This window comes from Paenarthrobacter sp. 10L412, from assembly GCF_056395565.1.
In genome coordinates this window covers 251,664-265,405 of sequence record NZ_JBFTJT010000002.1, presented here as the reverse complement: position 1 = coordinate 265,405, position 13,742 = coordinate 251,664, and the positions used below count along the sequence as shown (strand labels likewise).

General features: G+C 62.8%; 3 protein-coding genes. All 3 read left to right on the top strand.

Translation table 11 applies throughout. The features are described from left to right. Positions 1–187: 187 nt before the first annotated feature. The 3 genes from AC1DD7_RS02940 to AC1DD7_RS02930 all read left to right on the top strand — a co-directional run bounded on the left by AC1DD7_RS02940 (position 188) and on the right by AC1DD7_RS02930 (position 13,706). Positions 188–6,346: an Ig-like domain-containing protein gene (locus AC1DD7_RS02940; protein WP_477513728.1), complete on the top strand. Its 6,159-nt coding sequence runs from the start codon at positions 188–190 to the stop codon at positions 6,344–6,346. A 244-nt stretch (positions 6,347–6,590) separates the two neighbouring features. Further along, positions 6,591–12,680, top strand: coding sequence for an Ig-like domain-containing protein (locus AC1DD7_RS02935; RefSeq protein WP_477513727.1), 6,090 nt, complete (start codon positions 6,591–6,593; stop codon positions 12,678–12,680). Positions 12,681–12,734: 54 nt separating this feature from the next. Beyond that, complete coding sequence (locus AC1DD7_RS02930; protein ID WP_477513726.1) at positions 12,735–13,706, top strand: AAA family ATPase; 972 nt, start codon at positions 12,735–12,737, stop codon at positions 13,704–13,706. Positions 13,707–13,742: the final 36 nt, after the last annotated feature.

The following is a 13,742-nucleotide window of genomic DNA, read 5'->3' as shown; positions in this document are numbered from 1 at the left end:
GGAGGGGGGAAAACGGTGGGGATGTGAGAGAAGGATCGGGGAAAGTGGTGCGGATGAGAGAGGGATGTGGTTGAGCCCACCCGTCACATCTGCGCAAATCGATGGACAAAACGGGTAGTCTTGGGGATGGTTCGTGCTCGTATGGCGTCAGGCTCAGGCCCCGTCGCCGCATAGTGGGGGAATGTGAATGGCTCTGCCTGATGTGTCCGGCAAGGGCAGTTCTAAAACACGTTCCAAAACACCGGGCCGTTCCAACAAACGCCCATTCAGCCGGCCAAAGGGTCTGAGCGCGACAGCGTTCCTCGCCGCCGCAGCTGTGGTTGTCACCGGTGCCATACTTTATCCAGGTTTCAAAACCACTGACGTAGACCTCAACGACGGCGGCGTTTGGGTGGTCAGCAAATCGAAAAACGCGGCAGGCAGGCTTAACTACCCGTCAAAGTCGTTGGACGGTGCCGTCACCCCGGCCAGCACTGACTTCGAGATTCTCCAGCAGGCAAGCGACATCTTCATCGACGACGCCAGCGGGGCCAGCATCAACCCGGTCAGTGCCGCGAACATGCGCCTCGGGGGAGACCAGAAGCTGCCCGGCGCGGCGGAAGTCAGCTTCGGCAACAAGGTATTAGCGGTCACCGATCCCTCCAAGGGCAAAGTCTGGGCTGTTTCGCCAACGTCCATCGGGGGCTTCAGCGATGAATCCCAGCCCTTGCTTGAGCAGTCCACGGGTATCGCCTCGGTGGTCGGCACGGATGACACCATCCACACCTTGGATCCGAAAGCAGGAAAGCTCACTGCCACGAAGGTAGACACAGATGGCAACGCAACCGACTCGCAAGTGCGGACCGATGACGCCCTGAAGGCTGACGGCGAAGTCCAGCTTGCCGCGGTGGGCGGCCAGGCGATCGTCCTCAACCAGGCCACGGGGAACATCGTCCTGCCCAACGGAAACAAGGTGCACTTGGACGATGCCAGGGACGCCAGGCTGCAGCAGAGCGGTCCCGCTGCCGACTTCGTGGCCATTGCTACGCCCAAAGCCCTTTTCCTGCAGCCGCTGGATGGCGGAACAGCAAAAACGGTCCAGGCGGATGGCCAGGGAACTCCCGCAGCGCCGGTCCATCTGGGCTCCTGCACTTACGCCGCCTGGTCCGGGGCCAACAAATACGTCCGCGAATGCAGCAATGAAGCGGACAACCGGCGCGCCGACGTGCCCAAAGCGAGTGCATCGCCGTCGTACGTTTTCCGGGTCAACCGTGATCTCGTGGTGCTGAACGACGTGAACTCCGGAAACGTCTGGATGGTCAACCAGAACATGCAGCTGGTTAATAACTGGGATGACGTCATTCCGCCGCAGCAGACCTCGGACGACGCCGATAAGGACTCTGCGGACGAAGTCCAGCAGACAGTTCTTCCGGACCGCAGCAAACCCAACACGCCACCCATCGCGAAGCCGGACTCGTACGGTGTCCGGGCAGGAAAGACCACCATCCTGCCGGTCTTGGACAACGATGCCGATGCCGATGGCGACGTGTTGACGGTCGGCGTGGGGGAGCCGCTGAAGTCGGGAGCGTTGTCAGCGGTCTATGGTGGCACGGGTTTCCAGATCGCCGTGCCGGCTGGCGCTTCCGGTTCGGAAACATTCAAGTATTCGGTGGACGATGGCCGCGGGGGATCGGGCGCTGCTGATGTAGACCTCCGAATCGTCCCTCCTGAGGAAAACAAGGCGCCCCAGCCCAAGGCGAACCGCAACAACGCGCTGGTGGTTCAGTCGGGCAAGATCGCCAGCCAGTTTGTCCTCACTGATTGGACGGACCCCGACGGCGACGACATCTTCGCCGTTGCTGCTTCCAGCAGCGACCCGGCTGACCAGGTCCGGGTCAGGCCGGACGGCCTGCTCACCTTCCAGGACTCGGGTGCGGGGCCGGGCCGGAAGACCCTCAACGTCAAAGTCTCGGATGGCACGCTCACCGCGGAGGGCCAGATCAGCGTGGATGTGCGCGCTCCTGGAGCCTTGCCACCCATCGCGAATGCGGACCACGTGGTTGCTGTGGCGGGCCAGGACACGGTGATCGCCCCACTGAAGAACGACACGGACCCCCAAGGCGGCACGCTTCGTCTCGCCCAGGCGCAGCCCGACGGCCAATCGACGGCGGTGGTCGGGCCGGACCAGCAAACGTTTACCTTCAATTCCGGTGCTGTCGGACCGCATTACGTCACCTATATGGTGACCAACGGACCGGCGAGTGCCCAGCAGCTGGTGCGCATCGACGTCGTCTCCGGAAACAGCGACGGCGCGCCGGTAGCCGTGCGCGATATCGCCCTCCTGCCCAGCGGCGGGAGCACCGTGGTTGACGTCCTCGGCAACGACTCGGATCCCGCAGGCGGCGTCCTGGTAGTGCAGTCGGTGACGGCAGCTGATGGGCTGCCGGTGAGTGTGGCCGTGCTGGACCACTCGGTGGTCAAGATCAGCGACATCCGGGCGGAAGGGCAGCTGTCCCTGAAGTACACGATTTCCAATGGCAAGGCTTCGGCGACGGGTGACATCTCGGTCCAGGTGGTTCCGGCGCCCACCAAGCTGCAGGCTCCGCAGGCGAAGCCCGACGATGTGACTGTCCGCGCTGGCGACGTCGTAACGATTCCGGTCCTGGAGAACGATTCGGATCCCAACGGTGGCGAACTCGACCTGGACCCAGCCCTGGCCCAGCAGCCGGACGAAGCAAGCGGCCGCATGTTCGTCGCCGGAAACACGCTCCGCTTTATTGCGGGGGACGAGCCCAAGACGGTCTATGCGATCTACAAGGTCAGCAACGCGTCCGGTCAAACGGACTCCCAACAGGTCACCATCCGAATCCGTGCCCGGGATGACGCCACGAATAGCCGGCCGGAGCCCCGGAACCTCACGGCCCGCGTTGTGGCGGGCATGACCGTGAAGATCCCTGTTCCGCTGGACGGCATCGACTCCGACGGCGACTCTGTCCAGCTCATCGGGATCGACAAAGCCCCGACGTTGGGGACAGCCCTTCTGCGGGACGGCTACCTGGAGTTCACGGCTGGCGGCAAGTCTTCCGGAACGGACACTTTCAGCTACCGCGTGAAGGACCGGATCGGGGCAGAGAACACTGGCACGGTGATCGTTGGCATCGCCCCGGCTGACGTGGATAACCAGAAGCCGATCGCCGTTGACGACGCCATTGACGTCCGTCCCGGACGCCGGGTTGCAGTGAACGCACTCCAGAACGATTCAGATCCCGACGGCGATCCCATCGGCTTGGCGTCTGCGTTCGAAGCGAATCCTGGGCTGCAGGTAGAGGCAGTTGCGGGGAATGTAGTGCTCACTGCGCCCGGTGTGGCCGGAAACGAAAGCATCAGCTACCAGATCCAGGACGACAAAAAGGCGGAAGCCAGTGCTGTTATCAGGGTTCAAACAAGCCCGACGGCGGACCTGCACGTGCCGCTGGCACAGGACGACCACGTCACCCTGGCCGAGACACTGGGCAAGACCGCAGTAGACGTACCCGTCCTGAAGAACGATTCCGATCCCGATGGCATAGCCGAAGACCTGAAGATTTCCCTTCCCGATGGAAACCCGAACGCCCGCGTGGGTACCGCCGGAAATGTAGTGGTGACGTTGGTCCCGCAGGATCAGCTGATTCCCTATACCGTCACTGATATCGACGGCCAGACGGCAACCGCAGTGATGTGGGTTCCCGGCCAAGGCCTTCAGTACCCGACCCTCGCCAAGACCGACGTCGTGGAAGTCACCGCCGGTGATGAGCTCACGTTGGCGCTCCAGGAATACGTCAAGGTAAGGGAGGGTCGGACGCCACGCATCACCGTGGCGGACAAGATCCAGGTCCTGGGCGGAGATCCCCTGAACGTGATCGCGCGCGACGGGACAGCACTGCGGTATGCCGCCGGAGCAGATTATGTCGGTCCAGGTTCTGTCACCTTCGAAGTGACGGACGGCGCTGGACCGGACGACGCCGAAGGGCTCAAGTCCACCCTCACCATCATGACGCGGGTGCTCCCGGATCCGAATGCCAACCACGTCCCTACTTTCAGCGGCGCTGCGATCGATGCTCCCAAGGGCGACGCCTCAGAGCTTGACCTCGCCAACCTCGCCAAGGATGTGGACGCGCAGGACCAAGGCAAATTGAAGTTCGAGCTCGACGGCCAACAGCCGAGCGGATTCGACGCGCGGATTGACGGTACCGTCCTCAAAGTCACCCCGGGCCCGTCCATCAACCCCGGAGCCCGTGGTACCTTCCCGCTCAAGGTCACCGACGGCAGGTCCGAGCCCGTCCGGGCTGCTGTGACAGTGACGGTGGTTTCCTCCAACCGTCCACTCCCGGCAGCCAACGATGATGTGGTGGATAAGGCCGACGCCGGGCGATCGGAAACCATCAACGTGCTGGGGAACGATTTCAACCCCTTCAATGAATCACCACTGACCATCGTGGGAGCGGTGGTGGAAACCGGATCCAGCTCGGGTCAGCCCGCCATCTCCGGCGACTCCATCACGGTAACGCCCGCGGACGGGTTTAAGGGCGTGCTAGTGGTCCGCTACACGGTGAAGGATAAGACCGGGGACCCCAGCCGGCAGGCCATTGGACGTCTACGCATCACCGTCCGCGACAAGCCCGACGCCCCATCTGCTCCAGTGGCGACCGACGTTCGGAGCCGTACGGCCGTGCTCAAGTGGGCACCGCCGTCGGACAATGGCGCAGCCATCACCAAGTACACGGTCAAGGCAGCCGGGTTCCAGCAGGAGTGCCCCACCACCACGTGCACGCTCTCCGGCCTGACCAATAACGTCAAGTACGTGTTCACCGTATTTGCTACCAACGAGGTAGGTGATTCGGCCGCCTCCGTCCCATCCAACGAGATCCGCCCGGACGAGAAGCCCTCGCCGCCGGACGCGCCGTCGGTCAAAGCCGGGGATAAGAACCTGGCCATCACCTGGACCCCAGCGAAGACCGAGGGGTCACCAGTGAAGCATTACAACGTGGAGATCTCACCACCACCAGCCAGCGGCATCGCGGTCAAGAACGAGGTCACCGGGTTGAGCTACACGTGGCCGGGCCTGACCAATGGCGTGAAGTACAAAGTCCGCGCGCAGGCTGTCAACGAGCTCGGCCCTTCGGACTGGAGCCTGTACTCCGCGGAAGACCACCCAGCCGGGCTGCCCGGCGCCCCGGCGGCGCCCAGCACCGCCGTCGTATCTTCTGTTGGCACGCAGAACCAGCTCCGTGCGGATTGGTCTGAACCGGACATCAACGGCGACCCCATCAAGAACTACTACGTCACGATGAGTGGCGGCGGCGGAGCAGCGCAGACACAAACCGTACCCGGCAACGTCCGCAGTGCCACCTTCACTGCCAGCAACTCCGAGGCCGGCTATACATTCACCGTGCAGGCCGAGAACAAAGCGGGCAAGGGCGCAGTCAGTGCCGCGTCGGCACCGCGTCGCGCCACGGGCAAGCTCGGAACCGTAGGAAATGTCAGTGCCACCCCCGCCAACACAGGGGGAGCAGGCACCCAGCTCACCGTCAACTTCAACCCGTTGACTGCTGCGCAACGCAACGGCTCCAGCGCGAATGAAGTCAGCTATACCTACAGGGCGAGTACCGGCCAGTCAGGGGCTATCCAGCCGGGCCAGACCGTGGGCGGCTTCGCCAACGGCCAGGCAAGCAGCATCACCATCACCGCACATTCCTCGGTGGCGCCCAGCTCGGATGCGAGCGCCCCGGCAACGGCCACGCCATATGGATCCCCGGGCACGCCTTCTGCATCTGGAACGAACGGTGCTCTGAACAACCAGTCCGTAACGCTTAACTGGGCCTCGCCCCCGCCGTCCAGCAACGACGTCAAGACCACAAAGATCAGGATCGACAACGGTGCTTGGGAAACGGTTGCGGCTTCCGGAAGCAGGACGATCAATACCGGCGGTTGGGAGCAAACCCGCACCATCTATGTCCAGACGTTCAATTCCCTGGGGACGCCAGGGCCGGAAGTCAGCGCAAGTGCCACATCGGGCCGGCAGGGAGTCTGGGAGGGCGTCTTGAACACCTCGGTGGTTCAGCGTTCCTGCACCTACACCTTGGGCGGAGACAACTACCGGCCAACGCCCTACTTTGACTGCGATGGCGTGAATGCCAACCTGCCGCCATGGGAATACCCCGGGCAGAAGATGGTGGTGAAGTGCTACATCGTCCAAGGCGACCAGTCCAACCAAATGTTCACCTGGTGGAGGATCGAAGACGGTTCGGACAGGAATGTGGGCCGCTACATCATCTCCTTCCACACCACGGTGGGTGAGCCTGGCCGGGTGGGGGCGCCGCAATGCTAGCCGCCGTCCACGGGAGGGGAGTTCTCCCCATCGCCGAGTCCCCGGGGAAGGCCATAGGCTGTCAAAGCCAATGGAGAGTCCAATCTCGGGTTCCCTTGGCTACTCGTTCGGTGCGTGGGATAGTCTTAGGGACTGAAAATTCCGCCGCCGTATGGGGGTACTGCGGAATGCAAGGCTGCCGGCACATGCCGGTCGGCCTGGACGCCGCCTGGGGGCGGCTGTACAACAAGGGAATTTTGGGGCTGTGACATCTTTCTTCGGCAAGCTGGGGCTGAAAAAGCGTCGAAACAAGAAACTCGTATCTGCAACTGCAGTGACTGCGGCCGGCGCCTTGCTGGTAGCGGGTGCAGTGCTCTATCCGGGGTTCAAGACGGCCGAGGTCGATTTGAACGACGGCGGCGTGTGGGTTGTGAGCAAGACAAAGAACGCCGTGGGACGGTTGAATTATCCCTCCCGGGTTCTTGATGGAGCCGTGACACCGGCAACCACCACCTTCGATGTCCTGCAACATGACGGCAACGTTTTTGTGGACGATGAGTCCGGCTCCACCATCAACCAGGTCTCTGCGGCGAACCTGAAGTTGGGTGGCGACAAACAACTGCCCTCGTCCTCGCAGGTCAGCTACGGTTCCAGCGTCCTCTCAGTCACGGACCCCGCCCGTGGAAAGGTGTGGGCACTTTCGCCCTCCACAGTGAACGGCTTCGACGAAGAATCCACCGAACCCGTCCTCACTGGCTCGCAGAACATGATGTCGGCCGTCGGACAGGACAACCGGATTTACACGGCGGACCCGGGCAAGGGCGAAATCACCATCACCACCGTGGACGCCAACGGCGAGCGGACAGCCTCGGAAGTAACCAAGGTGGACGAGCTCAAGGGCGCCGGTGATCTGCAGATTGCTGTTGTGGGCGACAAACCGGTAGTGCTGGATGCCGCATCCGGAAACCTCTTCCTTCCCGGTGGCCGCAAGCTCCAGCTGCAGGACGCCCGGGAGGCCAAGCTCCAGCAGAGCAGCGAAGACAGCGGCTATGTGGCAATCGCTACGCGCAAAGCCCTCCTGAAGCAGCCTTTGGACGGGTCCACGGCGGCGACAGTCAACGTGGACGGAGAGGGAGTTCCCGCCGCGCCCGTGCAGGTCAGCAAATGTGTTCACTCAGCGTGGGCCGGGGCCAACAAATACATCCGTGATTGCGATAACGACGCAGATGACAAGAAAAACGATGTCCCCAAGGCCAGCGCATCGCCCAGCTACGTCTTCCGCGTGAACCGGGACCTCGTGGTCCTCAACGACATCAACTCCGGCAGCGTGTGGCTGGTCAACCAGAACATGCAGCTCGTGAACAACTGGGACGATGTTGTCCCGCCAAAGAACCAATCCGATGACCAGGACCAGGAATCCGCGGACAACAACACCATCAACGTCCTCCCGGACCGTACCAAGCCGAACCGTCCGCCCGAGACCAAAACCGATGAGTTCGGCGTACGTCCCGGCCGCACTTCAGTCCTGAGCGTCCTGGACAACGATTCAGATCCCGACGGCGATGTCCTCACCGCCTCGGTTGGCGCCAACGGCCCGAAGTCGGGTGCGCTGGAGAACATTTACGGTGGCTCAGCGTTCCAGATCAAGGTCCCTCCCACCGCGAAGCCCGGCACGGAGGTCTTCGACTACAACGCAGCGGACGGCCGTGGCCTGTCGGCTGGTGGCAAGGTGACGCTGCACGTCGTCGCGCCGGAAGAGAACAAGCCTCCACTGTTCAAGCGTGCCGAGCCCACTACGATGCTGGTGGAGCAGGGCAAATCCGTTAGCCAAAACATCCTTACCGACTGGATGGATCCCGACGGCGACGACCTCGTCCTGCTGGACGCCAAGGCTGACAATGACCAAGACCAGGTCAAGGTCCGCCGGGACGGGTTGCTCACGTACCAGGATTCCGGCGCAGCGCCCGGCAAAAAGAACGTGACCATCACCGTCTGGGACGGCCGCGCCACCACCACGGGCAGGGTGGTGGTGAATGTGCAACCGCCCGGAGCCCTCGCACCGGTAGTTAACGCGGACCACGTCACAGCAGTGGTGGGCCAGGACCTGGTCATCTCCCCGTTGAAGAATGACGTTGACCCCAACGGCGGCGCCTTGCGCGTGGCCCATGTTGAGGCTGCCGGCCCGGCAGAGCTGGGTCCAGTGACCGACGGCGGAACCTTCACGTTCCGCAGCAACACCCCCGGCCCTGTGTATTTGAGCTACATCGCCAGCAACGGACCACAAAGCAGCCAAGGCTTGATCCGCGTGGACGTGGAGTCCGGCAAGGACGCCGGAGCCCCGGTTGCCGTCCACGACGTCGCCCTGCTGCCTGTGGGTGGAAGCGTGTTGGTTGATCCGTTGGCCAACGACTCCGATCCTTCCGGCGGAGTCCTCGTCCTCCAGTCGGTTACGGTGCCCGACGGCTCTTCGGCACCTGTCAGTGTGATCGACCACAGTGTCCTTCGCGTCACTGACGTCCTCGGCGCCAAGGAACCTTTTGTGTTCAGCTACACCATGTCCAACGGCCGCGCCTCGGCCACCGGAACGGTGGGCGTCGTCCCGGTGCCGGCCCCCGCCGTCGTCGAGGCTCCCCAGCCGAAACCCGACGAGGTGAACGTGCGCGTCAACGACGTCGTCACCATTCCTGTCCTGGACAACGACACACATCCGCAGGGCGAAAAGCTCTCTGTTGATCCGGTGTTGGCCCAGCCTATCGCCGAAGGAGACGGCAAGGCGTTCATTTCCGAAGACACGCTCCGCTTCATCGCAGGTCCTGCCCCCAAGACCGTGCGCGCTATCTACAACGCCGTGGATCCACAGGGACAAAAGAGCGCCGCTGCAGTGACCATCCACATCCTCCCGTTGGAAGGCGCCCAGAATTCGCGGCCACAGCCCAAGAATCTGACGGCACGGGTAGTGGCTGGCGGCAGCGTCCGTATTCCGGTTCCGTTGGATGGCATAGACCCCGACGGCGACTCGGTCCAGCTCACCGGCATCGACAGCACACCCAGCATGGGAACCGCGACGGCGGGCAGCAACTTCATCGATTTCGTCGGCGCAGGCGACGGTGCAGGTACCGATACGTTCCGATACAAGGTGATCGACCGCCAAGGAGCCGTCAACACGGGAACTGTCACAGTGGGGGTTGCACCGCGCGGTGAAGACAACCAGAAGCCGGCTCCGGTGGATGACGAAGTCAAGGTCCGTCCGGGCCGGCAGATTGCCGTGGATGCTACTGCCAACGACACCGATCCGGATGGTGACCTGATCCGGATCGTGGCCGATGGCATTGAAGCTGACGCCGGCTTGGACGCCCACGTGAGCAAGACCAGTGGCCGCATCCTTATTACAGCGCCTGCTGCCGAAGGCACGGTGAACGTCCGCTATTCGGTGGCCGACGACCGCGATGCCGTGGGCCAGGCCAGCATCAGGGTGATCGTCAAGAACGATATCCCGCTGCAGGCCCCGATTGCCCGCGACGACCGCGTGACATCGGCCCAGACTCTCGGGAAGACGGCCGTAGACGTGCCCGTCCTGAAGAATGATGAAGACCCGGATGGTGTGGGGGAGAATCTCAAGATCAGTACCGGGTTGGAGACGGCCCGGCCCGGTTCTGAGGGCAACGTGATCGTTGACCTCACGGAGCAGCCCCAACTGGTGCCGTACACCGTGGAGGACGTGGACGGACAGAAGTCCACGGCCATCATCTGGGTGCCGGGCATCGGGCAGCAGGTTCCCACATTGGCCAAGGATGAGGTGGTGGAGCTGGTATCGGGCCAGTCCGTCACCGTGAATTTGGCCGACTGGGTCAAGGTCCGTGATGGACGTTCACCACGCCTCACCCAGGCGGACCGAATCAAGCTCATCGGGGCTGACGGCAGCGATCCTATTGCCAATGGTGGCACTGCAATCAAGTACACCGCAGGCGCAGAATACGTGGGCCCGGGATCCATCAGCTTTGAAGTCACGGATGGAACCGGTCCTGATGATCCCAACGGCTTGAAGTCCACGCTCAGCATCCGTACCAAGGTGCTTCCGGACCCCAATAAGAACAATCCGCCCACGCTGCTTGGCAGCCAGGTTGAGGTTCCCAAGGGGGACTCGGCGAGTCTGGACCTGGAGAAGCTGACCTCGGATCCTGATTCCGACGATGTCCAGAACATGAGCTACGAGCTGGTGGGCGCGGCGCCCGGCGGTTTCCGGGTGAACGTCGACGGTAAGACACTCAAGGTGTCCGCTGATGATTCCGTGCAGATCGGCCAAAGCGGCACAGTCCAGGTGAAAGCCAAGGACCGCCGCGGACTGGAAGCACTGGCTACGTACAAGCTCTCCCTGTCGGCATCCAACCGCCCTAAACCTGTTGCCAATGATGACGTGGAACCTGATGCCCAATCGGGCAAACCGGTCACGGTCAATGCGCTGGCGAACGATTCGAACCCGTTCCCGGACACACCCCTGAAAATCGTCTCGGCTGTAACGGAGACTGGCCAGGGGACGGCGGATTCCAGTGGTGGAAACGTGACGGTGACACCCGCAACAGGCTTCACCGGAACAATGGTTGTGGCATACACAGTGCAGGACAAGACCGGGGAGCTCTCGCGGTACGCCACGGCACGCATCCGGCTCACGGTGAAGGACAAGCCGGCGGCCCCCACCACTCCGCTGGCACAGAGCGTCGGCGACCAAACAGCCTTGCTGACCTGGAATGCCCCTGCGGACCGTGGTTCGCCCATCACCAAGTACACGGTGTACGGCGAAGGCGGCTTCAAACAGGACTGCCCTGCCAACACCTGCACGCTGACTGGCCTGACCAATAACGTGAAGTACCACTTCACCGTGACGGCCACCAACGCCATCAATGAGTCCGATCGCTCGCCCGTGTCCGCCGAGGTTCGACCCGACGTCAAACCGGACACCCCCGTGGCACCGACGCTCAAATTCGGGGACAAGCAATTGTCCGTAGCCTGGGTCCCGCCAGCCAGCAAGGGCTCGCCCATCAAGTCCTATGACCTGGAGATCTCCCCGGCTCCCGCGGGCCAGAATCCCCAGATCCAGAACCTCACCGGTGCAAGCTACGTCTGGAAAGGCCTGACGAACGGCGTTGCCTACAAGGTCCGTGTCCTGGCCAGGAACGACGCCAAAGAACCCTCGGAGTGGAGTCCTTACTCCGCCGCGGAAACTCCGGCAGGGGTACCGGCAACACCGGCTGCTCCCTCTGTCTCCGGCGCGGGATCAGTTGGCAGCCAGAGCCAGTTGAAAGTCAGCTGGGTAGCTCCCAACAACAATGGCGACCCCGTGTCTGCCTACACGCTGACCACCTACCGGGGCGGCGCCGTCGTGGGTTCCCAATCAGTAGCCGCCACATCGCAGAATGTCACCGTGGCAAACGCTGAGGCTGATTACACCTTTACTGTTTCGGCTACCAACAAGGCCGGTGTCAGCGGAGTCAGCCAGCAGTCGGCTGCTATTCGTGCTGCGGGCAAGCCCGGCACAGTAGGAAGCGGTTCGGTCACTGCGACTGGCACCAGTGGACAGCTCCGGGTGACGTTCACCCCGCTGACCGCAGCGGAACGCAACGGTTCGCAGGACAACGAGATCACCTACCGCTGGCAGACAGCCTACGGTTCGGGCCCGATTGGCCGCGGCGGCGGAGACATCGGCGGCCAACCAAACGGCAACAACGTGGTGGTCAACATCATTGCCACTTCAGTGAAGAACGGCATGTCCGGCGATGCCAAGGCAATCGGCACGGGGAACCCCTATGGGCCCCCGAATGCGCCGAACGTCAACGGTGGAAAGTCCGCCAAGGGCGATGGCCAGGTGCACTGGACGTGGAACAACCCGGCCATGAACGGCCGTCCCTTGGATCACTACGAAGTCAGCCTGGACGGTGGCGGTTGGAACGGCGTGGGTAAGGCCACGAGCTTTGATGCCTCCGGTGGCGGTTGGAACAACACCCGAAACCTGAAGGTCAGGGCTGTGACTGTTGTGGCAGGACCGGCCGGCAGCGCCAATTCCACCAGCGGCGACGATCCCACCCCACCGCCGCCAGCGTCACAGATCCAGGTGGACGCCAGCAGCGTCCGGACCTGCCCGGGCAAACCCGGTCTGCCGGATTCCTACACTCCAGGCAGCCCTGCCAGTTGCGGCGTCGGCTGGGTGGAGCGCTCCTGGGGCAAGATCACCATCAATTGCACCAAGGACATTTACGGCAACGGCACTCCCTGGTACCGGCTCCAAGGCACTGCCAAGGACGGCTGGTTCGTCAAGTCCACCACGGTGGATCTCTACGGACCCCGGCCCGGCGGTTGCTGAATTGCCCACAACACGTCATCCCAACCCGTCATACCCAGAAAAGGACTCAACCCCATGACCATGACAAACGAGCAGGCCGCGTGGTTTGCAGAAACGTTCGAGAAGCTCGTTGCCAACGTGGGCCAGGCCGTTCTGGGCAAGGACCACGTGATCCGGCTGACCTTCACGGCGATGCTGGCTGAAGGCCACATCCTGTTTGAAGATGCGCCGGGTACCGGCAAGACCTCGCTGGCCCGCGCCTTGGCTGCGACAGTGCAGGGCTCCCACAACCGCATCCAGTTCACTCCGGACCTCCTGCCTTCGGACGTCACGGGTGTGACCATCTATGACCAGAAGACCCAGAAATTCGAGTTCCATAAAGGCCCGGTCTTCAACAACATTGTCCTGGCCGATGAGATCAACCGCGCCTCGCCGAAGACCCAGTCGGCATTGCTGGAGGTCATGGAAGAATCACGGGTCACCGTGGATGGCACCACGTACGAGGCAGGTCGTCCGTTCATGGTCCTGGCTACGCAGAACCCGATTGAACAGGCCGGTACCTACCGCCTGCCCGAGGCACAGTTGGACCGATTCCTGATCAAAACGTCCATAGGCTACCCGGACCACGCCTCCACGGTGAGGCTCCTGGGCGGGGCCAACTTGAAGGACCGTTCCAAGGACCTCACTCCCATCATCACTACCCAGGCCGTGGCTGACATGGCGGACCTCGCCGCCACCACCCACGTGGACACTGCAGTGCTGGAATACATTTCACGGCTCTGCGAGGAGACGCGCAGCGCTTCCGAGACCCGCCTTGGCGTCTCCGTCCGTGGTGCATTGGCCATGGTGCGCGCCGCGAAGGTTTGGGCCGCCGGTCAGGGACGCAACTTTGTCCTTCCGGACGACATCAAGGAACTTGCACCCGTGGTCTGGACACACCGTTTGGTGATGGATCCCGAGGCCGAATTCTCGGGCGCAACGCCGGAGGTCGTGCTCACGCGTGTCCTGGCCGAGGTCGCGGCCCCGCAGCAACGCGCGAGCGCATAGGGCTGTGCGAACGCTTAACAAAGTAGTCGGTGCTTG

Bases quoted from the DNA above. Each gene is read 5' to 3' on its own strand.
- AC1DD7_RS02940 (WP_477513728.1), top strand. From the start codon at position 188: ATGGCTCTGCCTGATGTGTCCGGCAAGGGCAGTTCTAAAACACGTTCC.
- AC1DD7_RS02930 (WP_477513726.1), top strand. From the start codon at position 12,735: ATGACCATGACAAACGAGCAGGCCGCGTGGTTTGCAGAAACGTTCGAG.